The sequence below is a fragment of the Novosphingobium sp. KCTC 2891 genome, assembly GCF_025938155.1.
Taxonomy (GTDB): domain Bacteria; phylum Pseudomonadota; class Alphaproteobacteria; order Sphingomonadales; family Sphingomonadaceae; genus Novosphingobium.
Genome location: NZ_JAPCZG010000004.1, coordinates 219,715 through 245,203, shown reverse-complemented (window position 1 = coordinate 245,203; position 25,489 = coordinate 219,715). Strand labels below are relative to the sequence as shown.

22 protein-coding genes are annotated in these 25,489 nt (G+C 67.4%); 5 read left to right on the top strand and 17 right to left on the bottom strand.

Annotated elements, in window-relative coordinates:
* Positions 1-24 precede the first annotated feature (24 nt).
* Positions 25-495 (bottom strand): dUTP diphosphatase, encoded by a 471-nt coding sequence (dut, locus tag OLX02_RS10155; protein WP_264422489.1) that lies wholly within the window; start codon positions 493-495, stop codon positions 25-27.
* Positions 482-1,690, bottom strand: coding sequence for a bifunctional phosphopantothenoylcysteine decarboxylase/phosphopantothenate--cysteine ligase CoaBC (coaBC, locus tag OLX02_RS10150; protein ID WP_264422488.1), 1,209 nt, complete (start codon positions 1,688-1,690; stop codon positions 482-484). The genes dut and coaBC overlap by 14 nt, the downstream gene beginning before the upstream one ends.
* Positions 1,691-1,791: 101 nt before the next feature.
* Here coaBC and OLX02_RS10145 point away from each other — a divergent pair, with 101 nt between their 5' ends.
* Entirely contained in the window at positions 1,792-2,190 is a 399-nt protein-coding gene (locus OLX02_RS10145; RefSeq protein WP_264422486.1) for a hypothetical protein, read from the top strand.
* Between the two features lie 6 nt (positions 2,191-2,196).
* On the opposite strand, the gene OLX02_RS10140 is transcribed toward OLX02_RS10145, so the two are convergent.
* From OLX02_RS10140 to OLX02_RS10130, 3 genes are read right to left on the bottom strand one after another with little or no spacing between them, the layout of a single operon-like run.
* Positions 2,197-3,318, bottom strand: coding sequence for an acyltransferase family protein (locus OLX02_RS10140; RefSeq protein ID WP_264422484.1), 1,122 nt, complete (start codon positions 3,316-3,318; stop codon positions 2,197-2,199).
* A 1-nt stretch (position 3,319) separates the two neighbouring features.
* Positions 3,320-4,876 (bottom strand): 2-polyprenylphenol 6-hydroxylase, encoded by a 1,557-nt coding sequence (gene ubiB / locus OLX02_RS10135; protein WP_264422482.1) that lies wholly within the window; start codon positions 4,874-4,876, stop codon positions 3,320-3,322.
* Between the two features lie 16 nt (positions 4,877-4,892).
* Complete coding sequence (locus OLX02_RS10130) at positions 4,893-5,630, bottom strand: class I SAM-dependent methyltransferase (protein WP_264422480.1); 738 nt, start codon at positions 5,628-5,630, stop codon at positions 4,893-4,895.
* 61 nt (positions 5,631-5,691) lie between these two features.
* Here OLX02_RS10130 and mutM point away from each other — a divergent pair, with 61 nt between their 5' ends.
* Positions 5,692-6,504 carry a bifunctional DNA-formamidopyrimidine glycosylase/DNA-(apurinic or apyrimidinic site) lyase gene (mutM, locus tag OLX02_RS10125; RefSeq protein WP_264422479.1) on the top strand — a complete coding sequence of 271 codons (813 nt, stop codon included), beginning with the start codon at positions 5,692-5,694 and terminating at the stop codon, positions 6,502-6,504.
* A gap of 101 nt (positions 6,505-6,605) precedes the next feature.
* The gene (locus tag OLX02_RS10120; RefSeq protein WP_264422477.1) at positions 6,606-7,715 is read left to right on the top strand and encodes an NAD-dependent epimerase/dehydratase family protein; all 1,110 of its coding nucleotides are present in this window, start codon (positions 6,606-6,608) and stop codon (positions 7,713-7,715) included.
* On the opposite strand, the gene OLX02_RS10115 is transcribed toward OLX02_RS10120, so the two are convergent.
* The 7 genes from OLX02_RS10115 to OLX02_RS10085 are packed head-to-tail and all read right to left on the bottom strand — an operon-like array spanning position 7,687 to position 15,213.
* Positions 7,687-8,442 carry an NUDIX hydrolase gene (locus tag OLX02_RS10115; RefSeq protein WP_264422475.1) on the bottom strand — a complete coding sequence of 252 codons (756 nt, stop codon included), beginning with the start codon at positions 8,440-8,442 and terminating at the stop codon, positions 7,687-7,689. The two genes, OLX02_RS10120 and OLX02_RS10115, sit on opposite strands and share 29 nt — an antisense overlap.
* The gene (locus OLX02_RS10110; protein ID WP_264422473.1) at positions 8,439-9,506 is read right to left on the bottom strand and encodes a DUF2889 domain-containing protein; all 1,068 of its coding nucleotides are present in this window, start codon (positions 9,504-9,506) and stop codon (positions 8,439-8,441) included. The genes OLX02_RS10115 and OLX02_RS10110 overlap by 4 nt, the downstream gene beginning before the upstream one ends.
* A complete protein-coding gene (locus OLX02_RS10105; protein WP_264422471.1) occupies positions 9,503-10,444 on the bottom strand; it encodes an alpha/beta fold hydrolase in 942 nt (313 codons plus the stop codon). The genes OLX02_RS10110 and OLX02_RS10105 overlap by 4 nt, the downstream gene beginning before the upstream one ends.
* On the bottom strand, positions 10,441-11,490 hold the full coding sequence (locus OLX02_RS10100) for a phosphotransferase family protein (protein WP_264422469.1): 1,050 nt from the start codon (positions 11,488-11,490) through the stop codon (positions 10,441-10,443). Before OLX02_RS10100 ends, OLX02_RS10105 begins: the two co-directional genes overlap by 4 nt.
* A 4-nt stretch (positions 11,491-11,494) precedes the next feature.
* The gene (locus OLX02_RS10095) at positions 11,495-12,304 is read right to left on the bottom strand and encodes an enoyl-CoA hydratase/isomerase family protein (protein WP_264422468.1); all 810 of its coding nucleotides are present in this window, start codon (positions 12,302-12,304) and stop codon (positions 11,495-11,497) included.
* Positions 12,305-12,334: 30 nt separating this feature from the next.
* The gene (locus tag OLX02_RS10090; RefSeq protein WP_264422467.1) at positions 12,335-13,402 is read right to left on the bottom strand and encodes a phosphotransferase; all 1,068 of its coding nucleotides are present in this window, start codon (positions 13,400-13,402) and stop codon (positions 12,335-12,337) included.
* On the bottom strand, positions 13,399-15,213 hold the full coding sequence (locus OLX02_RS10085; protein ID WP_264422465.1) for a class I adenylate-forming enzyme family protein: 1,815 nt from the start codon (positions 15,211-15,213) through the stop codon (positions 13,399-13,401). Before OLX02_RS10085 ends, OLX02_RS10090 begins: the two co-directional genes overlap by 4 nt.
* Before the next feature lie 249 nt (positions 15,214-15,462).
* On the opposite strand from OLX02_RS10085, the gene OLX02_RS10080 reads away from it, so the two are divergent.
* Positions 15,463-17,028, top strand: a complete 1,566-nt coding sequence (locus tag OLX02_RS10080) for a class I adenylate-forming enzyme family protein (protein ID WP_264422463.1) — start codon at positions 15,463-15,465, stop codon at positions 17,026-17,028.
* 72 nt (positions 17,029-17,100) lie between these two features.
* On the opposite strand, the gene OLX02_RS10075 is transcribed toward OLX02_RS10080, so the two are convergent.
* The 3 genes from OLX02_RS10075 to OLX02_RS10065 are packed head-to-tail and all read right to left on the bottom strand — an operon-like array spanning position 17,101 to position 20,251.
* Positions 17,101-17,967: an enoyl-CoA hydratase-related protein gene (locus OLX02_RS10075; protein ID WP_264422461.1), complete on the bottom strand. Its 867-nt coding sequence runs from the start codon at positions 17,965-17,967 to the stop codon at positions 17,101-17,103.
* Between the two features lie 13 nt (positions 17,968-17,980).
* Entirely contained in the window at positions 17,981-18,895 is a 915-nt protein-coding gene (locus OLX02_RS10070) for an SMP-30/gluconolactonase/LRE family protein (RefSeq protein WP_264422459.1), read from the bottom strand.
* 60 nt (positions 18,896-18,955) lie between these two features.
* Positions 18,956-20,251: an acyl-CoA dehydrogenase family protein gene (locus tag OLX02_RS10065; protein WP_264422457.1), complete on the bottom strand. Its 1,296-nt coding sequence runs from the start codon at positions 20,249-20,251 to the stop codon at positions 18,956-18,958.
* A 109-nt stretch (positions 20,252-20,360) separates the two neighbouring features.
* On the opposite strand from OLX02_RS10065, the gene OLX02_RS10060 reads away from it, so the two are divergent.
* A complete protein-coding gene (locus OLX02_RS10060; protein WP_264422455.1) occupies positions 20,361-21,161 on the top strand; it encodes a TetR/AcrR family transcriptional regulator in 801 nt (266 codons plus the stop codon).
* A 108-nt stretch (positions 21,162-21,269) separates the two neighbouring features.
* On the opposite strand, the gene OLX02_RS10055 is transcribed toward OLX02_RS10060, so the two are convergent.
* Together OLX02_RS10055 and OLX02_RS10050 are read right to left on the bottom strand one after the other, a co-directional pair.
* Positions 21,270-22,652 (bottom strand): acyl-CoA dehydrogenase family protein, encoded by a 1,383-nt coding sequence (locus OLX02_RS10055; RefSeq protein ID WP_264422453.1) that lies wholly within the window; start codon positions 22,650-22,652, stop codon positions 21,270-21,272.
* Positions 22,653-22,764: 112 nt separating this feature from the next.
* Positions 22,765-25,104, bottom strand: a complete 2,340-nt coding sequence (locus OLX02_RS10050) for a TonB-dependent receptor (protein ID WP_264422451.1) — start codon at positions 25,102-25,104, stop codon at positions 22,765-22,767.
* Positions 25,105-25,489 lie beyond the last annotated feature (385 nt).

Below are 25,489 nucleotides of genomic sequence, written 5' to 3'. Positions count from 1 at the left end.
GCGTCGATCAGCCCGGCGGCGGGATCAGCCCGGCAGGGCGGAAAGCCCGCCGGTCGAGCCGAAGCCGCCTTCGCCGCGCCTGGTCGAATCAAGTTCGTCCACTTCCATCCAGCTGGCGCGCGTCACCGGCGCCACCACCAGCTGCGCGATGCGGTCGCCCCGGCGGATCGAGAACGCCTCCGTGCCGAGGTTGACCAGGATGACTTTCAGCTCGCCGCGATAGTCTGAATCGATCGTGCCGGGCGCATTCGCGACGGTGACGCCGTGCTTGAGCGCGAGGCCCGAGCGCGGGCGCACCTGCACTTCGAAGCCCGGCGGGATGGCGAGCGCGAGGCCACTGGCCACCGCATGGCGCGCGCCGGGGGCAAGGTCCAGGTTCTCGGCCGAGACGACGTCCATACCGGCGGCGCCATCGGTGGCATAGGCGGGCAGCGGCAGGTCTTCGTTGCCGGGCAGGCGCTTGACGCGGACGGGAACGGGTTCATGCGAGTGCATCGGCAATCCTTTGAACGAGCGCGGCCGCGACCTGCTCCTTGGGCATTTCGGGAAGGCTCTCGACCCGGCCGGTGCTGACGATGTGGACGGCGTTGAGCGTGCCGCCCATGACATCGCCCGAAACGTCGTTTGCCACGATCCAGTCGGCCCCCTTGCGCGCCAGCTTGGCCTGCGCGTGCGCGATCACCTTCTCGGTTTCGGCCGCGAAGCCGACCACCAGCGGCGGGCGCCGGTCCGACCGGCAGAGCGTGGCGAGGATGTCGGGGTTTTCGGTGAGTGCCAGCGGCGGGACCTTGCCCGAGCCGTCCTTCTTCAGCTTCTGGCCGGCGGAATCGGCGGTGCGCCAGTCGGCAACGGCGGCAACCATCACCGCGACATCGGCCGGCAGCGCGGCGTCGACCGCGGCGGCCATCTCGCGCGCGGTTTCCACATCCACGCGCGTCACGCCCGGCGGCGTGGGCAGGTGGACCGGGCCGGACACCAGCGTCACGCGCGCACCGGCGGCGGCGGCGGCGGCGGCGATGGCGAAGCCCTGCTTCCCGCTCGACCGGTTGGCGATGTAGCGCACCGGGTCGATCGGTTCGTGCGTGGGGCCGGCGGTGACGAGCACGTGCCGGCCGGACAGGGGGCCGGTTGCAGCCGCTGGCGCCGACTGGCCCAGTGCGTCCGCAATCGCGCGCCAGATCGCTTCGGGCTCCGGCAGGCGGCCGGGGCCGAATTCGCCGCAGGCCATCGCGCCCTCGTCGGGATCGAGCACGGTCACGCCGCTCTCGCGCAGCGTGGCGACGTTGCGCTGCGTGGCGGCGTGCTGCCACATCCGCACGTTCATCGCGGGCGCGGCCAGCACCGGCTTGTCGGTGGCGAGCAGCAGCGTGGTGGCAAGGTCATCGGCGATGCCGGCGGCCATCCGCGCCATCAGGTCCGCCGTGGCCGGGCACACGACCACGAGATCGGCCTGCCGCGACAGCTGGATGTGCCCCATCTCGACCTCGTTCTTGAGATCCCACAAAGTGGTGTGGACGGGGTTTTCGCTCAGCGCCGCCAGTGTCATCGGGGTGACGAAGTGCGTTCCGCCCTCGGTCAGCACGCAAGTGACGGACGCGCCGTTCTTGCGGATCAGACGAACGAGTTCGCAGGACTTGTAGGCGGCGATGCCGCCGCCGACGATCAGCAGGATGCGCGGGGCCGAGGTCATGCGCGCAGCTTCTGCAATGCGGTCGCCGTGCGCGCAATCCTTTTGCGTGTTGACGCGCGAGCGGGCAGGATGCCTTCAAACAAGGGGAAGGGGTTTTCCTGATGCGTCTCGTGCTCACCGCGCTGATTTTCCTGGCGGGAATGTTCGACCTGTTCATGGCCGTATCGTTCCTGACCGGGCCGCAGCAGACCGCCGCCGGATTCGGGCTGGCGCCGCTGGGCGTGGCCGGCCTTTCCACGCTGCGTGCAGATTTCACGGCGTTTTTCGGCGTGGCCGCGTTCTGCATGATGTGGGGCGCGTGGCGGCGCAATGCCGACCTGCTGCTGGTGCCCGCGCTGCTGTTCGGCGCCTCGCTGGTGGGCCGCATCGTCAATCTTGCGGTCGTGGGTCCCTACGAAGCGTGGATCGTGCCGATGGGCGTGGAGGCGGTGCATGTCGTGCTGCTCGTCGCGGCATGGCGCATCCTGCCCCACCACCGCATCGAGGAAATCGCGGGCTGAGGTCCCTCAAGCCTGCGCGGCGGCGGGTCGCAATTCGCGCAGGCGCTGGGACAGCCGGTAGATTCCGCGCTGCGCCGGCCGCTCGATCCAGCGGTGCGAGGCAAAGCCCACCAGAATGCTGAGGCCGACGAAGAAGGCGAGGAACGCCGGCTGGCGCGCGATGCCCCGGCTGCCCAGCGCGGCGTCGATCAGCAGAACGAGCATCAGCTGCAACGGGAAGTGCCACAGGTAGATGCCATAGGAGGCATCGCCCAGCTTGCGGCCGATCTTCAGCACGTCGTTGCGGTCGGCCATGTCGATCGCCAGCGTGAAGAACAGCGCGGCGAAAGTGCCCGCCAGCGTCGTTGCATCAAGCGAGTGGAACGCCATGTGGGCATGGAACGCGAGCCCGAGGCACCCCAGCCCGAGCGCGACCAGCACCGGCACCCGCAGCCAGCCCTTCAGCGCCGCGCCATAGACCGCCGCGCCGCCGAAGAAATAGCCCACGCAGGTCAGCGCCGGCTCGTTCGGCGCTCCCATGAAGAATGCGCCCAGCATCAGCGCGGCGACGGGCACCGCCAGCAGCAGCGGTGCGCGGCGCAGGCCCGGCAGCAGCAGCCAGAACGCGGCATAGGCGAGGATCTCGGTCGAGAGCGACCACGACGGGCCGTTGAACGACTGGTTGGTCTGCCAGCCCCAGTAATGCGCCAGCACCAGGCTCATCAGGAAGTGCTTCACGTCCTGCTGGTGATAGACGAACGCGGTGCCGTTGATCCCCGAATAGGCCGCCTGCAGCACCGCCACGAGCACCAGCGTCAGCAGGTGGAGCGGCCAGAGCCGGGCAATGCGCGCCAGCCAGAAGCGGCCCCGCGCGTTGGCATCGGCCAGATAGACGTGCGCGAAGACGAAGCCCGAGACTGCCCAGAAATACTGCACGGCGGCGTGGCCATAGTCGAACAGCCAGCGCAGTTCGGCATAGAGCGGGGTCACTGCCTCGCGCCGGACGTGGAATCCATAATCCACCGGCGGCACGAAGAAATGCTGGTAATGCCAGAACAGCACCGCGCAGGCAGCCAGCAGGCGCGACAGGTCGAGCGCGTTGAAATGGCGCTTTTCGAGCCGCAGGCCATCGAGCGGGGCGGCGCTCATTTCAGCCCCACCAGCCCAGCGTGACGCCCGCGGCGACTGTGGCTGCACCCGCAGCCGCGGCGAAGACGTGGCCGAGCCATGCCGGGGCACCGCGCCGCTTGCTGTCCCACATCAGGTCCACGTGCGGCAGCGGCGGCGCTTCCGGCGCGCCGCCCTTGGCGGGGAAGCGGTCCTCGATCCGGCGGATCAGGTCGGGGATGCGCAGCAGCGTTTCGGTGTCGGTGCGGATGCGATCGGCAATCGCGGCTTCCGGGCCAAGCTCGTCGCGAATCCAGTTGCGCACGAAAGGCGCGGCGGTGTCCCACAGGTTGATGCCGGGATCGAGCTGCGTGGCGATGCCTTCGACCATGACCATCGTCTTTTGCAGCAGCAGCAGGTGCGGCTGGGTCTGCATGTCGAAGTCGCGGGTGATGGCGAACAGGCCATCGAGCATCTGACCCACCGACAGCTCGCTCACCGGCTTGCCGCGCATGGGTTCGCCCACGGCGCGCAGCGCGGTCGCGAACTCGTCCACCGAATGGTAGGACGGCACGTATTGCGCCTCGAAGTGGATTTCGGCGACGCGGCGGTAATTGCCCGTGGTCAGGCCATAGAGGATTTCGGCGAGCCACTGGCGCGCGCGGCGGTCGATGCGGCCCATGATGCCGAAGTCGATCGCGGCGATCGTGCCGTCCGGTTCGACGAACAGGTTGCCCTGGTGCATGTCGGCATGGAAGAAACCGCCGCTGATCGCCTGGGTCAGGAACGCGAGGACAAGGCGCTGGGCCAGTTCCTTGCGGTCGTGCCCCGCGGCATCCAGCGCGGCGTTGTCGCTGATCTTGATGCCGTCGATCCAGTCGAGCGTCATCACCCGGCCATTGGTGCGGTCCCAGTCGATCGCGGGCACGCGGTAGCCGTGGAAGGCGTGCATCAGCTCGGCCAGTTCCGAAGCGGAGGCGGCCTCGCGGCGCAGGTCCAGCTCGCGCACGGTCCAGCGCTTGAAATTGGCGATGATCAGGCGCGGGCGCAGCCGGCTCGCTTCGCCGCCCAGTGCTTCCAGATGCGCGGCCGCCCATTCGTAGGTGTCGATGTCGCGCGCGAACTTCTCGCGCACGCCGGGGCGCAGCACTTTCACCGCGACGTGGCGGCCGTCGATGGTGGTGGCGCGGTGGACCTGCGCGACCGAGGCCGCGCCCACCGGCACCGGATCGAACGTGGCGTAGAGCGCTTCGAGCGGGCGCTCGAACGTCGTTTCGATCTCGCGCCGGATCAGCGCGACGTCCACCGGGGGCAGGCTATCCTGCAAGGCCAGCAGGTTGCGCGCGGCTTCCTCACCGACAAGGTCGGGCCGGGTGGCGAGCGTCTGGCCCAGCTTGATCGCGGCGGGGCCGATGGCGTGGAAGGCGCCGGCATAGTCGGGCACGCGCGGCTGGCGCGTGCCGAAGCGCGCGATCCGGCACAGGCGGCGGACGGGCGCCGGGGTGTTGGGGCTTTCCTCGATCAGGCGCAGTGCGCCATGCCGCGCAACGGTGCGGCCCCAGCCGAGCAGGCGGCGGATGTGGGTGGCCGGATACGTCACGGTGCGTGTGGGCCCCTCAGACCTTCCAGCCGGAATGGATCGCGACCAGCCCGCCCATGATCGGCTCCACCTTGGTGTGACGGAAGCCGGCGGTGCGGATCATGCCCTCGAATTCGCGCATCTTGGGAAAGCGGCGGATCGATTCGATCAGGTAGCGGTACGAATCGGCATCGCCCGCGATGGCCTTGCCGATCTGCGGAACCAGCTTGTGCGAATAGACGTCGTAGGCCTGCGCGAAGCCGGGCCATTCGGTGGTCGAGAATTCCAGGCAATAGAACCGGCCGCCGCGCTTCAGCACGCGGTATGCCTCGGCCAGCGCCTTGTCGATGTGGGTCACGTTGCGGATGCCGAACGCGATCGTATAGGCATCGAAGCTCTTGTCCGCGAAGCTCAGTTCCTCGGCGTTCTGGCACGACCATTCCAGCCCGCCGATGCCGCGCTTGGCCGCGCGCTCCATGCCCACGTCGAGCATGTCCTGGTTGATGTCCGACACGGTGATCGCCGCGCCCGAAGGCGCCATGCGGAACGCGATGTCGCCCGTGCCGCCAGCCATGTCGAGAATCGATTCGCCGTCGCGCGGCTTGACCCGGCGCACGAAGCGATCCTTCCACAGCCGGTGCATCCCGCCCGACATCGCGTCGTTCATGATGTCGTATTTCTTCGCCACGCTCGAAAATACGGCGCCGACGCGCGCCTGCTTTTCTTCGGCGGGGACGTCCTCGTAGCCGAAGGACACGGTTTCCGGTTGGGTCATGGACAAGGGCCTTTAGTGAGGAATTGCCCGGACGGCAAAGACTGTTAGGGGTTTGATCGATATGCCCGAGCTTCCCGAAGTAGAAACCACCGTTCGCGGCCTTGCCACGGTGCTGGACGGCCAGACCATCGCGCGCGTCGCGGTCAACCGCGCCGACCTGCGCCGCCCGTTCCCGGTCGATCTCGTGCAGGCGCTGACCGGCGCGCGCGTCACCGGGCTGAGCCGCCGCGCCAAGTATGGCCTCGTCCATACCGACCGCGATACCACGATGGTGTTCCATCTCGGGATGTCGGGCCGCTGGCGAATCGATCCGGAGGAGCCGGGCAAGCACGATCACCTCGTGCTCGAAACCGGCAGCGGCCATGTCCTCGCGCTCAACGATGCGCGCAGGTTCGGCTCGGTCGATCTGGTCGATACGGCCCGTCTCGATGCCTTCCCGGCCTTCGCCGCATTGGGGCCGGAGCCGCTGGGGCCGGGCCTGACCACCGCGCACCTTGTGGACGCCTTCGCGGGGCGCATTGCGGCAGTGAAGCTGCTGCTGCTCGATCAGCGGATCGTCGCCGGGCTGGGCAACATCTACGTGTGCGAGGCGCTCAACCGCGCCGGAATCCATCCCGAGCGTGAAGGCGGCAAGGTGTCGAAGGCCGCGCTCGCCCGGCTGGTCCCGCTGATCCGCGAAGTGCTGGAGGAGGCGATCGCGGCCGGCGGATCGACCCTGCGCGACTATGCGCGGCCCGATGGCGAGCTTGGCTATTTCGCCAAGGACTGGCGCGTCTATGGCCGCGAAGGCGAAGCCTGCCCCTGCGGCGGGACCGTTCAGCGCATCGCGCAGGGCGGACGCTCGACGTTCTTCTGCCCGAAATGCCAGAAGTAGTTAGTTGATCGACTAACAAGCGGGTTGCGACCTCTCCGCCCCGCCCCTACGCTCGCCGTCACGAGGCCGGGCGCCAGACCCGGTGGCATGGAGAGACGCAGATGCAGCACCGCCCCACCGTGCTCGTTGCCGGCGCCAGCGGCGTGATCGGCCAGGCCGCCGTCGCCCATTTCGGCGCGTCCGGCGAATGGGATGTGCTGGCGCTGTCGCGCCGCGCACCCGACGTGGACGTGCCATGCGAACATCTCGCCATCGACCTGACCGACGCGGCAGCCTGCGCCGCGCAGGCGAAGCGTTTTTCAGCGGTGACGCACGTGATCTACGCTGCGCTTTACGAGAAGCCGGGTCTTTATGCCGGCTGGCTCGAACAGGACCAGATGGAGCGCAACCTGCTGATGATGCGCAACCTGATGGAGCCGCTCTGCGCCGCGGCCACCGGCCTTGCCCACGTCAGCGCGTTCCAGGGCACCAAGGCCTATGGTGCGCACGTCCACCAGATCGCGGTCCCCGCGCGCGAAGATGCGCCGCGCGATCCACACGCCAATTTCTACTGGTTGCAGGAAGACTACCTGCGGCAAAAGCGCAAAGGCGCGGACTGGAGCCTGACGATCTGGCGACCGCAGATCGTGTTCGGCGGCGCGACCGGCGCCGCGATGAACCTGATCCCGGTGCTGGGCGCCTATGCCGCGATCTGCCGCGAACTCGGGATGCCGCTGGCCTATCCGGGGCGGCCCGGCGGAGTTTCGGAAGCGGTCGATGCCGATCTGATCGCGCGCGCGCTCGGCTGGGCGGCAACGCATGGCGAAGCGGCGGACCAGACGCTCAACATCACCAATGGCGATGTCTTCGCCTTCGCCAACGTCTGGCCCGCGATCGCCCGCGCGGTGGGGCTGGAGCCGGCGTTCGGCCCGCCGTTCAGCCTGGTCGATTTCCTGATGGAGCACCGTGACACCTGGGCGCGGATCGCCGCGCGCGAAGGCCTGCGCGAAGCGGACCTTGAGGCGCTGATGGGCGAATCGCACCACTACGCCGATCTGCTGATGGGCGTGCATGCGCCGCCCGACGCGGACCGCGCGCCGGTGCTGGTCAGCACAGTCAAGTTGCGCAAGGCCGGCTTTGCCGATTGCGAGGATACGGAAGAGATGTTCGTGCGCTGGCTCGGCCGCATGGCCGAGCGCGGGATCATCCCCGCGCCGGCGGGTGCGGGGTAAACTCCTCCCACTCGGCGTAGCCCGCGTCCTGCGGGATGAACACCACCGTCCCGCCTTCGCGCGGCTCCACCACCGGCAGCACGGGCACCACCTGACGCGTCAGGGTGGCGGCGAGCGCGGTCTGCGGGCAGGGCGTTTCGGTCAGCCGCAGCAGGCTCAGCTTGGTGGGGAACATGATCCCGGCGTCGCCCCGGCGCGCACGGTCGAGCGCTTCGTGCGGGGCGATCCATTCCATTTCCACCGTCTCGCTGCCGTCGCAGCGCGCTTCCTGTTCGCGCGTCACGTGCGCCAGGTAAAAGCGCGTGTCGAACCTGCGCGGGGCATCCACCGGGGTGATCCAGTGGCCGAACGGGGCCAGTGCGGCCAGATCCAGATGCCCGCCGCTGTCGGCCACGATCTGCCGGAACAGCGTCGGCTCGGGCCGGTCGGGCGGCAGCGGGCAGGCGGTATCGCCCTCGCGCACCAGCAGGATCGCGGCTTCTTCCCATGTCTCGCGCGCGGCGGCCACGCGGTGCGCGCGCTCTTCGATGCTGAGCCCCTCGTGCCCGCGCAGGTGCGGCAGCCAGTCCTCGCTCGCGTCCTCGGCCTCGACCATGCCGCCGGGGAACACCAGCGCCGATGCGAAGACGCCGCGCGCGTTGCGGCGGACCATCAGCACTTCGAACGGATCGTCGCGCAGCAGCAGCACCGTGGCGGCAGGGCGCGGAGTGGCGGGCAGGGTGCTCATGGCGCGGTGGTCTCCTCGGGAATGCGCGACAGCATCGCCGGCACTTCGGCCAGCGAGCGGACCACGTCGTTCAGATGGGTGCAGCCGTTGGTCCGGCGCAGCATTTGCAGCACGCGTGCGCGCAGTTCGGTCAGCGGGGTGCCGACCAGAAAGCGCAGGTTTGACATCGCGCCGGGACATTCGGGATAGGGCAGCGTGCCCGCGTGCGCCTCGATCCGCGTCAGCAGCCCGGTGCGCGCGTCGGCCTCGGCTGTCAGGTGATATTCGTGAAGCGCGGTGCGGCCACCTTCGCGGGTGTTGGCGCTGTCCTGAAAATGGGTGTCGATGCGGATCGTGTCGCCTTCCATCCACGCGTCGATGCGGCGCGCCCGGCGGAACTGGATTTCGTCGGTCAGGTCGGTCAGCGGGTGCCAGCCATCGGGATCGGCCGGGTTCGCCAGCGGGCCGACCGCCGAGGTGTTCTGCCCCAGCGTCGGCGCGCCCTGATCCACAATGCCGCTCGATCCGGGGCGCAGGCCGGTGCAGGCGCCCAGCATCCCTGCCGCGTGGGCCTTGCGTCCTTCCTCGGTCGGGGCGGTCGCCCAGCCGGGAAACCAGCGGCTCCACGCCCAGCGCGCGACCAGCGTGGCGCCGGCCAGATCGTCGAGCAGCAGGTAAAGCGGCGTGCCGGCTTCTCGTTCGCCGGGCAGCGCTTCATTCAGCGTGGCGCGAAACTTGCCGCCGGGGCGCGTTCCTTCCAGCGCGGCGAGTTCGGGATGCGGCGGCTCGGCGGTCAGGTGGACGATCGTGCGTTCCTGCGCGCTGACCGTGAGCCGGTCCTCGGCCAGCACCGCAGGCGCGCGCGCGGGATCGGCGGTGAAGGCATCGCGGCAATGTCCGGCGATGATGGTTGGCCCGAGCACCCCGCCGGGCCACGTCGCCTCCAGCGTCATCGTCCGGCGCACCGATCCGGCGCGGCGCGGCGGTGCGAAGCCCACGGGCGCGGACGGTGCCGCCGGCCATACCGGCAGCGGCTGTCCGCCCAGATCCAGTCCTGCGGTGCCGGGTTCGCCTTCGTGGCTCATGCGGTCACCTTGGTGCGTGGATGCGCGAACAGGCCGTTCAGCGCCGCGACCAGCGCCACCGGCTGCTCGATCATGGCGTGGTGGTGGCAGAACGGCAGCGAGACGGGCACGCCGCAGGTCGGCATCGCCGCCACGAACGCGTCGATCGCATCCATCCCGGCAAAGTCCGATCGGGCCGCATGGATATAATCCACCGGCACCGCCAGCCCGCGCAGCGCGGCGGTCATCTCCTCGCGGTCGGACGCGGCGAAAGTCGCGGGATCGAACTTCCAGCCCCAGCCTTGCGGGGTTTGCCGCAGCGAATGCTGCGCAACATGAGCCAGCACGTCGCGGTCCGGCCAGGCGCCCGGCGGGCTGAGCCGGTAGCGCGCCAGCGCTTCCTCGCGCGTGGCATAGAACTTCTCGGCGGGCACCGCGCCCAGCCTGCTTTCACCCGTGCGGAAAGGATGTGCGTCGATCACCACGGCGCGTTCGACAAGGTCCGGCTCCAGATGGGCCGCGTAAAGCCCGGTGATCGCGCCGAAACTGTGCGCCACGATGGTGAGCGGTGCCAGCCCCGCGTCATGCGCCACCGCCAGCACTTCGCGCGCATATTGCTTGCGGCTGTAGGCGGGCCGACGGTCGCTGTCGCCCATGCCCGAAAGGTTGATCGCCGCCACGCGATAGCGGTCCGCGAACCACGGTGCGATGTGGTCCCACCAGCGGGCGTGGGCGATGAAGCCGTGGACTAAGATCAGGCCCGGCTTGTCGCGCCCGTCGTCCAGCCCCCACGCGCGGTAACGCACTGCCGCGCCTTCCACCTCGACCGCGCGGTCCTCGGCCGGCATGGCCCAGGCTTCCTCCAGCCACAGCCGCTGCGGCGGCACGTCGGCGGGCGCATCGTCATAGCCCATGCCGCCCGCGCGGATGGCGAAAGTCTTGCGCGGCTTCTCGCTCACCGTTCGCGCTCCGCGCGCAGCGCCTGCTGCCACGCGGCCTCTGCCAGCGGATGGAACCGCTTCGCCACTTCGTGCGACTGCGCGTTGGAGGCATTGCCGCGCAGCGTCCGCCCGATGATTCCGTGCAGGATCGCGGCCAGCCGGAACATGTTGAACGCCACGTAGAACGACAGGTCGGGGATGCCGCTGCGCCCGGTGCGCCGGCAATAGGCCGCGACGTATTCCTCCTCGCTCGGCAGGCCGGGCAGGCGCGCATCGCCCATCAGGCTGTTGCCGGCCTCGGGCGGGGTGCGCCACACCATCACGTTGTAGGCGAAGTCCGCCAGCGGATCGCCCAGTGTCGAAAGCTCCCAGTCGAGCACCGCGATGATGCGCGGCTCGGCGGGATGGAACATCACGTTGTCCACCTTGAAATCGCCGTGAACCAGCCGGCGCGACTCCGTGTTGGCCGGCATGTTGGCGGGCAGCCATTCGATCAGGCGGTCCATCGCCTCGCTGCGCCCGGCCAGTTCGTCCTCGCGGTATTGCCGCGAAAACCGCGCCACCTGCCGCTCGACGTAGTTCCCCGGCCGGCCATAATCGCCCAGCCCTGCCTGATCGACATCGATGGCGTGCAGGCGCGCGATCGTCTCGTTCATCGAATCGAACGCGGCGGCGCGCTCGGCGGGCGACAGCTCGGGCAGCGTGGGGTTCGAGAACACGCGGCCGGGCACGCAGTCCATCACGTAGAACATTGAGCCGATCACGGCGTCGTCGGTGCACAGGGCGAACACGCGCGGCACGGGGAAGCCCTGCGCCCCCAGCGCGTCCAGCACGCGGAACTCGCGGTCGACGGCGTGGGCGGAGCTGTGCACCAGCCCCGCCGGCTTGCGCCGCATCACATACGTGCGCCCCGGCGTGGTCAGCCGGAACGTGGGGTTCGATTGCCCGCCGGCGAATTTCTCGACCGCCAGCGGCCCGGCATAGCCTTCGACATGGGCTTCCATCCAGCGCGCCAGCGCCGCCTCATCGAACTTGTGGCGATCCTGCGCCGCGCCTTCGCTCATCCTGTCACTTTCCCTTGAACACCGGCTCGCGCTTTTCGAGGAAGCTGGCGACGCCTTCCTTGTGGTCTTCGGTTTCCATCAGGCGGCGGATCGCCTCGATGGCCCAGGCGCCGATCTCGCGCGGGTCGCCGTACGAGAAGCGGCTCAGCCCCTCCTTGATGAAGCGCAGCGCCAGCGGCGGGTTCGCCGCGATGCGCGCGGCCAGCGCCTGCGCGCGCGGCAGCAGGTCGTCGTGCGGGGTCACTTCGCTCACCAGCCCGATGCGCAGCGCTTCGGCCGCGTCGATCACGTCGCCGGTAAACATCAGCTCGGCCGCCTTGGCCGGGCCGACGATGGCCGGCAGGCGGTAGAACCCGCCCACGTCGGGCACCAGCCCGCGCTTGATGAACATCTCGGAGAACTTGGCCTTTTCCGAAGCGATGCGGATATCGGCATAGATCGCCAGTTCCATGCCCCAGCCGATCGCCGCGCCGTTGACCGCCGCGATCATCGGCTTCTCGCATTCCAGCGCCGCCATTGCAGCGGGCGTGGGCTGGTGCTTCACGATGGTCAGCGCCGAGCGCGTCGCGGCGAATGCGTTCGGCCCCGCCATGATCTCGGCCACGTCGTCGCCCGAACAGAACGCCGGGTCCGCCCCGGTGACGATCACGCAGCGCACCTCGCTGTCCGCCGAGGCCGCCTTCAGCGCGGTCTCCAACTGGGCATAGGCGTTCCAGTTCAGCGCATTGCGCCGATGCGGGCGGTTCAGCGTGATTGTCGCGACGTGATTCGCAACGGCATAGATCACGTCCTCGGCGGGGTTTTCCTCGCTCATGGCATCCTCTCCAAATGACGCTGCCCGGGGTCAGCCCCGGTGCAGCAGGGCCAGCGCCTGTTCGGCGAGGAACGGGCAGCCGTTTTCGCCCACCTGCGCGGTGGGGGTCTGCCCCGCCAGCGCGCGGGCATAAACGCCGTGGCTGATCGAGGCGAGGCGGAACACCGAGAACGCCAGCAGGAAGTTCCAGTCGTCGAGGCTTTCGCGCCCGGTGCGGCGGCAATAGGCGTCCACCCACTGCTGCTCGGTGGGGATGCCGCTCGTGGCGAAGTCCACGCCGTCGAGCGAGCCCCAGCTGGCGCCGTGCGAATGCCACAGGAAGCCCGAATAGCCGAGGTCCGCCAGCGGGTGGCCGATGGTCGAAAGCTCCCAGTCCAGCACCGCGACGATGCGCGGCTCGGTCGGGTGGTACATCACGTTCTCAAGCCGGTAATCGCCGTGCGCGATGGTGACCGACTGGTCCGCCGGAATGCGCGCGGGCAGTTCCTCGATCAGTTGTTCCATCGCCGGCACCGGCGGCAGCGGGCAATCGCGATACTGCCGCGTCCAGCGCGCGATCTGGCGCTCGAAATAGTTGCCCGGCTTGCCATAGTCGCCCAGCCCGACCGCCTGCCAGTCGACCTTGTGCAGCCTCGCCAGCGTGGCGTTGAGATCGTCATAGATCGCGGTGCGCTCGGCCGGCGCCATTCCCGGCAGGGTGGCATCGCGGAAGATACGCCCTTCGAGGAAGTCCATCACGTAGAACGTCGTGCCGATCACCTCGGGATCGGTGCACAGCCCGCGCATGATCGGCACCGGCACATCGGTGTCCTTCAGCGCGGCCATGACCTTGTATTCACGGTCCACCTGGTGGGCGCTCTGCAGCAGCTGGCCCGGCGGCTTCTTGCGCAGCACATAGCGCTTGCCGCCAGAGATCAGCAGGAACGTGGGATTGGAAGCGCCGCCCGCGAACTGGCGCACTTCCAGGTTCCCGGCATAGCCTTCGACGTTCGCCGCCATCCAGCGGTCGAGCGCTGCCTCGTCGAAACGGTGCTTGTCGGTCACCGCGCCGATGCGCTGGCCAACCCCTTCTTCCGGCGCCACGGCGGCAGCACTCATTCCTTGTTCCCTTCCATCATCGCGATCATTTCCTGCCGCAGCACCGGCTTCAGCGTCTTGCCGCTGGCGTTGCGCGGGAATTCCTCTGTCCGCACGTCGATCCGCACCGGCACCTTGAACGGGGCCAGATGCTTCGCAACGTGCGCCTTCAGTTCTGCCTCGTCCACGCTTTCGCCCGGCTTCAGCTGCACCACCGCGCCCACTTCCTCGCCGAGCACGCGGTCGGGCAGGCCGACCACGGCGGCGTCGATCACCGACGGGTGCGAGACCAGCACGCTTTCCACTTCGACGCAGTAGATGTTCTCGCCGCCGCGGATCAGCATGTCCTTCTTGCGGTCGAGCAGATAGATGAAGCCTTCCTCGTCGATGCGGCAGACGTCGCCGGTATGATACCAGCCGTCGGTGAATGCCGCCGCGGTGCCTTCGGGATTGTTCCAGTATCCGGCGACCACGTTGGGCCCGCGAATGCACAGTTCGCCCGATGCGCCGCGCGGCAGTTCGTTGCCCGCATCGTCCACCACTTTCACGTCCACGCAGGGCACCGGAATGCCCACGCTGTCGGGATGGGTCAGGTAATCCTCGGCGCTGTGCGTGGCCGAAACCGACGATGTCTCGGTCGCACCATAGCCCTGCCCCACCGGGAACCACGGGAACAGCTGGCTGAACTTGATCGTCAGTTCGGGCGCGATGGCCGCGCCGCCATAGCCATAGCCTTCAAGGCTCGACAGGTCGCGCTTGGCGAAGTCGGGCGATTCCAGCACCTGCCACACCATCGCGGGCACGCCGGTCGTCGAATTGATCCGCTCGCGCTCGATCAGTTCGAGAAAGCGCTCCGGGTTCCACTTGTACATCAGCACGATCTTGGCGCCGCCAAGGATGGCCGGGACCATCATCGAATTGGTGCCGGTGACGTGGAACAGCGGCACCGGGATCAGGATCGCCTTTTGCGCGGGAGGCGGGGCATCGGGATCGGCGGGCGGGGGGATCAGCGATTCCACCGGCTCGCCCCGGCGGATCGCCGCGCGCGCCGGGTTGAAGCTCAGGCTGATGATGTTGTGCATGATGTTGCGGTGCGATCCCATCGCGCCCTTGGGCCGCCCGGTCGTGCCGCTGGTGTAGAGGATCGTCGCCAGATCATCGGGCTCGCAGCCGGGATCGGGCATGGGATCGTCGGGCAGGCTGCCGTAATCTGCCGGCGTGCCGATCAGGCTTTCCAGCGTGACCGCACCGTCCGAAGCCTGCCCCCGCGTCACGATCAGGCCGTCAAGGTTCAGGTCCTTGACGTGCGGCGCCAGCCGGTCGAGTCGCTCTCCGTCGACGATCGCCACCTTCGCGCCCGAATTCTCGATGCCATAGGCCAGTTCCTCGCCCGTGCCCCAGGCATTCAGCGGGGTCAGCACGGCGCCGATGGACGCGCCCGCCCAGAACGCGATGATCCATTCGGGCAGGTTGCGCATGGCGATGACCAGCCGGTCGCCCTTTTTCATGCCATAGCGTTCGGCCAGCACGCGCCCCAGCGTTCCGGCGGCGCGGAATGCCTGGTCATAGGTGATGCGCTCATCCTCGAAGACGATGAACTCGCGGTCGCCCCAGCTTCGACCGATCTCGAAAACCTCGCGCAAGGTGCCCATCGCGTTGACGTAAGTGCGATAGGTGCGGCCCCGGATCTCGGTCTCGCGCATTTCGAACGGCGCGCCGGGCGCGGTCAGCACGCGGTACGTCTCGGCGATGCTCACCGCCGGCCAGCCTGCGGGAATCGCGGCTGCGCTCTTGCCCGATACGCTCTTGCTAGCTGCTGGGGACGCTTCCATGATCGTTCTCTCTCCCGGGGCATCCATCGCGGCTGGCATCGGCCGCCCGGTCGCCCTCGACCTTTGTTTGTGGGTGCCATTAGTTAATCGCTTAGTCAAACGGCGGTGCGGTGTTATTCTCCTGTCGCGGCCCCGGCTGCCGCAACCGGGGCGCAAGCTCTTGCGTTCCGGAACTTATAACAAGATATAAGTTTATCGCGCGACCGGAAAAATGCCGGCGGCTTCGTGAACGATGGGAGAGGAATGGCCATGCTGGTGGGAGAAATTCCGGCACTCGCGGCGCATCGTGCGCCGGATGTCCTTGCGGTGCAATTCCAGGGCCGCAGCTGGACCTATGCCCAGATGCGCGACAAGTCGTGGCAGCTCGGCAATGCGCTGCTGCGAATCGCAGCCCCCGGCGACCGGATCGCGATCCTCGCCGAAAACTGCCCCGAATATGTCCTGGCCTATTACGGCGTGCCGTCGGCGGGCATGGCGCTCACGTTCCTCAACTACCGCCTGTCGCCGCGCGAACTGGCGTGGATCATCGGCAATGCCGAACCCACGGTGCTGATCGTCGAGGACAAGTTCATGGGGGCGGTGGCGCAGATCCGCGACCAGATCCCCAGCGTGAAGCATTTCGTCTCCATCGGCGAGCTTCAGCCCGGCACGACCGGCTTCGACGCGCTGCTGGAAACGGGCGAGGCCAGCCCGCCGCCGGTCACGATCGGCGAGGACGACCTGGCGTGGCTGCTCTACACTTCGGGCACCACCGGTCTGCCCAAGGGCGCGATGCTCAGCCACCGCAACGTCGTCGCCGCGGTGATGAACAGCCTCGTCAGCTGGGACAAGGACCCGCCGGGCGGGCCCGATCCGGTGTTCATGCTCACGTTCCCGATGTATCATGTCGCGGGCTATGCGCTGCTGGTGAACCATCTGCGCGCGGTGCCCGTCGTGGTCATGCAGAACTTCGACATCGAGGTGTTCTTCGGCACCATCGAGCGGCACAAGGTCACCGCTCTGTCGCTCGCGCCGACGATGATCGCGATGCTGCTCAACCATCCCAGCCGCCCGAACTACGATCTCTCCTCGCTGCGCAGCATCGGCTACGGGGCCTCGGCCATGCCCGCCGCCGTGCTGCTGCGCGCGCGTGACATCTGGCCGCAGGTGCGCTTCGCCACCGGCTTCGGCATGACCGAACTGGGCGGCAACGTCATGGTGCTGACCCCGGAGGAGCACGACCGCGCGGTGGACGAAGGCCTGCCCATCCTCAATTCGGTCGGCCGCCAGATGCTGCTCAGCCGCGTCCGCGTGGTCGATGGCGAAGGCCGCGACGTAGCCCCCGGGCAGGAGGGCGAGATTCTCGTCAAGGGCGACCAGGTGCTGTCGGGCTACTGGCGCAATCCCGAAGCGACCGAAAAGTCCTTCGTCGATGGCTGGTTCCACACCGGCGACGTCGGCCGCTGGAACGAGGACCGCTACTTGTGGATCGTCGACCGCAAGAAGGACATGATCGTCACTGGCGGCGAGAACGTCTACCCGCGCGAGGTGGAGGAAGTGCTCTACAAGCACCCCGCCGTGCTCGAAGCCGCCGTCATCGGCGCCGAGGACGAGCAGTGGGGCGAGGAAGTGGTCGCGGTGATTTCCTGCCGCGCTGGCGAAAGCACCACGCCGGGCGCTCTCGTCACCCACTGCCGCGAACACATCGCCAGCTACAAGAAGCCGCGCGCGGTCGCTTTCGTCGACGAACTGCCCAAGAACGCCTCGGGCAAGGTGCTGAAGCGCGAGCTGCGCGAATGGATCAGGGACGGGCGGCTGGAACTGCTCCGCCCGTGACACGACAGGAGCCGGCAAGCGCGCGCTTGCCGGCTCCCATGTCTCGTTCGGTGTCGTCAGGTGCGCTTCAGGTCACCACCACGGATAGCCTTCGGGCATATCGCTGGAGACCTTGTTGGGAAACGCGGGCTTCCTCTTTTCTATAAAGGAAGCAACGCCTTCCTTGACGTCGCCGCCCGATCCCAGCTCCAGCGCGAACGGGCCGTCGATCTTCAGCAGGTCGAACGGCAGTTCCGCCGAACCGAACCGCCAGATCATTGCGCGGGTCAGCGCCACCGAGACGGCCGAGGTGTTCTCGGCAATGCCCAGCGCGATTTCACGCGCGCGATCAAGCAGTTGGTCATGCGGGACGACTTCGCTGACAAGGCCGCCTTTCAGCGCCTCCGCCGCATCGAACACATTGCCCTCGATCGCCCAGCGCAACGCCTGCGCGGTGCCGACAAGGCGCGGCAGGAACCACGCACTGCCGGCTTCGGGCACAAGGCCCCGCCGCGCAAAGACGAAGCCGAAGCGCGCCTGATCGGACGCGATCTTGATGTCGGTGGGTAGCGCCATCGTCGCACCCACCCCCACCGCAGGGCCGTTGAACGCTGCAATCGTTGCCTTTTTCGCATTGAACAGCGCGCCGACGAACCCGCCATCACCGCCCAGCCCGCCATCCTTGTCGGCGCTGCGATTGGCGCCGAAGTTCTTGGCGCCTTCGCCCGACTTGGTGTCGAAGCTGCCCGCGCCGGCGGAAATGTCCGCACCCGCGCAGAAGCCACGGCCCGCGCCGGTCAGGATGACCACGCGGACCGCGTCGTCCGCATCGGCCAGCTTGATCGCCTGCGCCAGTTCGGCGCCCATGGTCGCGGTGAAGGCGTTCAGCTTGTCGGGCCGGTTGAGCGTGATGGTCGCCACCGGCCCGTCGACGGCATAGAGGATGTCGCTGAAATTCATCGGCTTTCCTTCCTCAGGCGTTGAAGTTGAGCTTGAGGCCAGGACGGGGCCAGCGCGTCTTGTAGAGCTTGCCGGTGCCGGAGCAGGTGATGAACGCGGTCTGCATGTCATCGCCGCCGAAGCAGATGTTGGTCGTGATCGGATCGGGGAAAGCGTAGTGTTCCCAGGTGCCATCCGCCGGTTCGAATGAAGTGATGCCGCCATTGACCAGCGTCGCCACGCAGACCCGGCCATTGGCTTCCACGGCAAGGCTGTCGAACAGCTGGTAGCCGGGCAGCGGCCCCATCACCTTGCCCGCGGTCCACATGTCGGCGGGCGCCGCCAGTTCGCCGGGGCCGGCAATGTCGAATTCCCACAGGCGACCGGTCTGCGTTTCTGCGACGAACACCGACTTGCCATCGGGCGAAAGGCCGACGCCGTTCGGAGTGGTCATGCCATCGCGGGCCAGCACGATCTTCTTGCCGTCGATGGTGGCATAGTGGAGGTGGCCGACGTGGCTGACATCACCGTTGCTCTTGCCAAGATCGGTGAACCAGAAGCCGCCATCGGCATCGAACACGATGTCGTTCGGCCCGCGCAGCGGCTTGCCGTCGCATTCGCTGTAAAGCGTGGTCACTTCACCGGTGGCGAGATCGACGCGCTGGATGGAGCCTGAGACGTAGTAGTCCGGCGTGCCGTGCGGAAGCAGCAGGCCGCCAGCCTCGTTCCACTGGAAGCCGCCGTTGTTGCAGACATAGACCGCGCCGTCCGGGCCGACCGCGGCGCCGTTGGGGCCGCCGCCAAGCTGGGCGATCACGTCCTGCCGCCCGTCCGGATGGACGCGGGTCAGGGTCTGGCGCTTGATCTCGACCAGAACGACCGAACCATCGGCCATTGCGATCGGACCTTCGGGGAATTGCAGTCCTTCGGTGACGAGTTCGAATTCCATTGTTCTCTCTCCCGGTTGGGGCGGTCCTTGCGGGACCGCCCCTTCGTCAGTGTCGGCTGCTCAGCGGATGCCCGGCACGTGCAGCTTGGCCGCTGCTTCGTTTTGGGCGCGGGTCAGTTCGTCGGCGTACTTGCCGAATTCCATGCGCGCGATGGTGCGGGCGTGGACTTCGTCCGGGCCGTCGGCGATGCGCAGCGAACGCTGTCCGGCCCACATCCGCGCCAGACCCGGATCGCTGGTGACGCCGGCGCCGCCGAACGCCTGGATCGCATCGTCGATGATCGAGAGCGCCATGTTCGGCGCCTGCACCTTGATCATCGCGATTTCGAGCCGGGCCGACTTGTTGCCCGCGCGGTCCATCATGTCCGCCGCCTTGAGGCACAGCAGGCGCGTCATCTCGATGTCGATGCGGGCACGCGCGATGCGCTGTTCCCACACGGAGTGCGACGAGATGGTCTTGCCGAAAGCGACGCGCGACTGGAGGCGGCGGGCCATCTTTTCCAGCGCGGCTTCGGCCGTGCCGATCGAGCGCATGCAGTGGTGGATACGGCCCGGCCCGAGGCGGCCCTGCGCGATCTCGAACCCGCGGCCCTCGCCCCAGATCACGTTTTCGACCGGCACGCGGACGTTTTCGAGCAGCACTTCGGCGTGGCCGTGCGGCGCATCGTCATAGCCGAACACCGGCAGCATCCGCAGGATCTTGATTCCCGGCGTGTCCATCGGCACGAGCACCTGCGACTGCTGGGTATAGGCGCCGGCCGAAGCATCGGTCTTGCCCATCAGGATGGCGACCTTGCAGCGCGGATCGCCCACGCCCGAAGACCACCACTTGCGGCCGTTGATGACGTATTCGTTGCCGTCGCGGACGATGCTCGTCTCGATATTGGTCGCGTCCGAGCTGGCCACGGCAGGTTCGGTCATCAGGAAGGCCGAGCGGATATCGCCGTTCATCAGCGGGCGGAGCCACTGCTCCTTCTGCTCGCGCGTGCCATAGCGGAAAAGCACTTCCATGTTGCCGGTATCGGGCGCGGAGCAGTTGAACACTTCCGACGCGAAGCCGACGCGGCCGAACAGTTCGGCGACAGGCGCATATTCGAGGTTGGTCAGCTGTTCGCCTTCGAACACGAATGTGTCGTCAAGCTGCGGCTGGCCCGAATGCGGCGGCATGAACAGGTTCCACAGGCCGGCGGCCTTGGCCTTGGCCTTCAGTTCCTCGATGATCGGTATGACCTTCCAGCGCTCGCCTTCCTCGTGCTGCTGTTCGTAGATCGGGATGGCGGGGTAGACGTGCTCATCCATGAAGCGCGATACGCGCTCGATCCAGTAGCGCTGGCGGTCGTTATATGTGAAATCCATTGGCATCCTCCGGTGATCGTTGGGGCGTGAAAAGCGCCCGTTGCGTGGATTCGAGAAAGTTGTAACGCGTTATAAGTGGCGAGAGAGGCCACGCGGTGGAGTTGAACGCATGGGTGAAGATACGGTCCGGCGAGCCCGCACGGGCGCTTTGGCGGACCATGGGGCGGACCTTGCTGCGGAGCCTTCGGCCGGCACGGGGGGCCACACCACGAAAGAGGCCGCGCCGCCGCGTGCCCGTGGACGGCGCGAGGCCGGCAAGGAGGAGCGGCGCCACCGCATCATCCAGGCCGCGCGCGAGATGATCCGCGAAACCGGCCGCACCGGACTTTCGATGCGCGCGCTGGCAGAGCGCGCCGGGGTCAGCCTGGCGACGCCGTACAACCTGTTCGGATCGCGCGGCGCGGTGGTGCTGGCGGTGCTGGAGGACGTGCGCGATTTCCAGGCGCGCTTCGCGCAGGTCCGCAACGGCGACCCGGTGGACCACATCCTCGCGGTCGTGGACCTGGCCGTGGAATTCTACCTGGGCGATCCGGCGTTCTACACCACGCTCTGGCGCGAGGTGTTCTCGGTTTCGGGCGAAGTCCGCACCGCGATCTACAACCCGCGGCGCGACGAATTCTGGCTGGGGCTGGTGAACGACATCGCCGCCGCCGGCGCGCTGCGCGAGGAGATCGACACGGCGCTCCTGCTGCGTCAGCTCGATCATCAATTCCGCTCGGTCATGCTCGACTGGGTGGCCGGCGATCTTTCCGCCGGGCTGCTCGGTCCCACCATCAAGCTGGGCTACGCGCTGATCCTGTGCGGCGCGGCAAGCGACGAGGCGCGCGAGCGCATCGCGCACCGCGTCGCCGAGAGCCAGCGACTGCTGCGGGAAGCCGGGGAGCGGGCCGCCGGCGCGACGCCGTCCTGACGGCGGCTGGCATGCCGCTCCCCGGTCGGGGGCAGAAGCGGACAGGCGGACGCCGGCCGGCAAGGGCCGGACGTCCACCATGCCGCGAGGGATGCCCCCTGCACCCATTTACAGCGCTTCGGGCCGCGTCGTGTCGATCGCCTGCCAGCCGCTGCGCGGACGGATCTGCGACTGCTTGCGGTAATCGACGTCGTCGTAGGTGAGTTCAGCGAACTCCTTCCGCTTCGGGCCGAGGTAGCCGAACAGGAATGCGCCAACCTTGCGCATCTGGATTTCCTCGGTGCCTTCGGTGATGCGGTAGCGGCGGTGGTGGCGATAGATGTGCTCGAACGGCTTGTGGCGCGAATAGCCGATGCCGCCGTGGACCTGGATGGCGCGGTCGGCCGCTTCGCAGCACAGCCGGTTCGCCCAGTAGTTGCACATCGACACCTTGTCCGAGATGCGCTTCTCGACCTCGGGGTGGGTCATCTGGTCCATTTCCCACGCGGTCTTGCGGATCAGCAGGCGCAGCATCTCGCACTGGGTGGCCAGTTCGACCAGCGGGAACTGGATCGCCTGGTTGCGCGACAGTTCCTCGCCGAAGGGCTGGCGCAGGCGGGCGTAACGCACCGATTCCTCGATGCAGTAGACGGCTGAACCGAGCGAACCCGCAGCCTGACGGATACGGTTTTCGTGCACGAACGACTGCGCGAGCGGCAGTCCGTTGTCGATCGGGCCGAAAATCGCGCTGTCAGGCACCCAGACATTGGTGAACGACACGCGCGGGTGGTCGGTCGGCATGTTGAAGGTCCACAGGTACTGTTCGACCTTCACGCCCGGATCGTCCGCAGGAACGAGGAAGCAGGTGATGCCGCGCGCGGCGCCATCCTCGCCCGTGGTGCGCGCGAACAGCGCGCAGTGGGTGGCGACGTGCATGCCGGTCGTCCACATCTTCTCGCCGTTGATCAGCCAGCCTTCGACGCCGTCACGGGTTTCGCGCACGGCGCGCGTCTCCATGTGGGTCGCATCCGAGCCGTGGTGCGGTTCCGTCAGGCCGAAGGTGATGCGGCGCGTGCCGTCGAACATCCCCTGGATGAATTCCTCGCGCTGTTCAGGCGTGCCGAAATCGTCGAACATCTTCGCGAACGGATTGTTCGCCACGATCGAGTGTTCGCTTTGCTGGTCGTAATGCAGGCCCAGCCCCTTGGCGGCCATGTATTCGCGGATGACGGTCATCCACAGGTTGGAGCCGCCCTTGCCGCCGAACTTGGGATCCATGGCGAAGCGCAGGTGGCCGGCCTTGTCGGCGCGGCGCTTGGCCTCGCGCATCAGTTCTTCCCATTCGTGGCGGGGAAGGCCGTCGTTGTCGAAATCGGTGCGCGCCCATTCGCGGCGGTGATCGAAGAAGCGGATGTTGTCGTCCTGCTCCTCAAGCGGCTTGATCTCGGCCTCGATGAAGGCGTCCAGTTCCTTGAGGTAATCGAGCAGTTCCTGGGGCAGGGTGAAATCCATCGCGTCTCTCTCCGTCGTTATCGTTTGGATTGGCGGCAGCGCCGGCCGGGCGTGAGAGCCCGGCCGGATGCCTTGGTGGCAGGGATGGTGCGGACTGGCGCCATCCTGCGGATCAGTATCTGAAGCTCAGCGTCGCGCCGAAGGTGCGCGGGCTGCCGGGGTAGCGGTTGACCGAATCGTTCACCCGGTAGGCGGCGGTCCAGTAGTACTTGTCGGTCAGGTTGCGCGCCCAGAGCTGGAGCCGCCACTTGTCGTCGTGGCTGGCCACCCCGAGCCGCGCGTCGAACGTGGTGTAGGCGTTGATTGCCAGCACCGGATATTGCCCGAACGCGCCGTTGGTGTGGCCGTAGTAGAGCATGTTGCCGCCCACGAACGCGTCGAGCCCGTCGTTGATCGGGAAGCTGTATTCCGCATCGACGTTGGCCTGCCACTTCGGCGTGTAGGGGAAGGGCTCGCCGCTGAAGTCGAGCTGCTGGCCGAACGAATCGAAGTTCACGAACCCGTCACCCAGCTTCGAGTTGATATAGGTGATGGCGGGGCGGATGCGCAGGCCGTCGATGGGGTTCAGCGTGACGTCGAGCTCGGCGCCCCAGATGCGCGACTTGGGCACGTTGACCAGCGAGGGCAGCGGACCGAAGGCGATGTCGGGGATGCGGCCAAGGATCTGCTTGTTCTTGTAATCGTAGTAGAACACCGCGCCGTTGGCCTGGATGCGGCCATTGGCGGCCGTGACCTTGGCGCCGCCTTCGAAGGCCAGCACGGTTTCCTGCACCACCGGGTCGAACTGGCGCGTGGTGGCCGCCGCAAGCGTCGGGAAGCTGCCCGCCTTATACCCGCGCGAGACGTTGACGTATAGCAGCACGTCGCGCGTCGGCTTGTAGTCGAGGCCCACGCGCCACGACACGTTGTTCTGGTTGAGCTTGGCGTGCGCGCCTTCCGGCTGGACGTTTTCGAGGTTGATCGTGCCGCAGCCGCCGATGGGGATCGGGGTCGACGTGATCGGTTCGCCGCGCAGGAAGTGGATGTAGCCCTGGATCGCCTGCGAGACGAGGCCCCAGCTGCCGTCGATGTCCTGCCCGCAACCATAGAGCAGTTCACGGTTGGCCTGGGTAAAGCGGATGCCGCCGTGCGCGGTCACCTTGTCTGACAGCTCGTAGTCGAGGTTGCCGAACACGCCGTAGGTGCGCAGGCGCTGCTGCGTGTTGGGGCGCGTGGGGCCGAGCGGGATGCCGAACACGCTCGCGCTCGACGATTGGGTGTAATACTGGATCGTGTTGTCGTTGACGAAGTCGTACTCGTAGTTCGCGCCGATGATGTAAGACGCGTTGCCGATCTTCCCGTCGAGCCGCAGCTCCTGGTAGAACGTGTTGATCTTGCCGAAGCTTTCCGCGCGGTAGTCGTTGAACGGCGTGCCATCGCCTTCGACCGGCTGGAAGCGGCGGAACCGCTGGAGCGAGGTGAGCGAGGTGATGTGCGCGGCATCGCCCAGATCAAGCTCGTTGCGCAGCGAGCCGAAGGTGAAGCGGTTGTTGCGGTGGAAGTCGACACCCGGATCCCAGTCGGTCACGCGGTTGTCCTCCGGCGCGCGGGGGAAGCTGCGGAACCCTTCCGGAATCAGCGGCCCATCGTTGAGCGCGACGAACTGGGTGAACTGCGAGGACAGCGATTCGGAGCGGTCGCGAAGCGCGGTGAAGTTGAGCGTCGTCTTCCAGTTGCTGGTCGGCTCCCACACCAGCAACACACGGCCCTGGAGGAAGTCCTTGGCGCCCAGGCGGTCGCCGGGGCGGGTCATGCTGCGCTGGAACCCGTCGCCCCGGGTATAGCGGCCTGCAACACGGACGCCGAGCGTTTCCGTGATCGGCGCCGCGATATGGCCTTGCAGATCGACGGTGTTGAAGCTGCCATAGCTGGCATCGAACCCGCCGGTGAGGTGGTCGGTGGGCTTGCCCGCGATGTAGTTGAGCGCGCCGCCGGTGGAGTTGGAGCCGAACAGCGTGCCCTGCGGACCTTTCAGCACTTCGAGACGCTCAAGGTCGAGCCCGAGGCCAACCGTTTCGGCCGAGAACGGCACCGGCACTTCATCGATGTACGAGCTGACCGCAGGGCTGGCGCCGAGGCTGGTTTCCTGGAAGCCGACACCGCGGATGGTGAACACGGGCGTGCCGTAAGCGGTTTCGTTGTAGGTGAAGCCGGGGACGACCTTGGTCAGCTGCGAGGCATCGGTGACGCCGAGCTTGGTCAGCTGGTCCCCGCTGGCGGCGGTGATCGACATCGGCACGTCGTTGATGTTCGCGGCGCGCTTCTGCGCGGTCACGATGATCGCCTCGTACTCGCGCTGGGTATCGGCCTGAGCGGCTTGCGGCGCCTGTGCTTGCGCATGGGCGGTGGAAGAAAGCGCCGCGAATGCGACGGCCATGACGGAAATGCCGAGCGCTGGACTGGTTCTGGACATAGGATTTCCTCTCCTGCGGAACCATCCCGCCGGCGCTTTGCGCCGTGCGACTGGCTCCTGTCTCGTTGTTTGCCCGGTCCACGGAGGCACCTGCGATGTCTCCGCTGGGGCAAGCAATAGCTATATCATGTTATAACTTTGTCCAGTGGTCCTGCTGCCGAGTCTCTCGATCCCGGCGGTCGGACCGCGCCGATGGCGTCGGCGCTGCGCTTTCCTGTCCCTTCCGTCGCTAGGTCATCCCTTTGTAATCATGATCTTAAACCGCTTCCGGGCCGGTCTGTTGCGTTGCTGGCAGCGATGCGTCAAACATTTTACTTGAGCGATTAATTGAATTGCGAGAATGCAGCATCGGACGTGAAAGGCAAGGGCCGCGTCGCCGGATCGT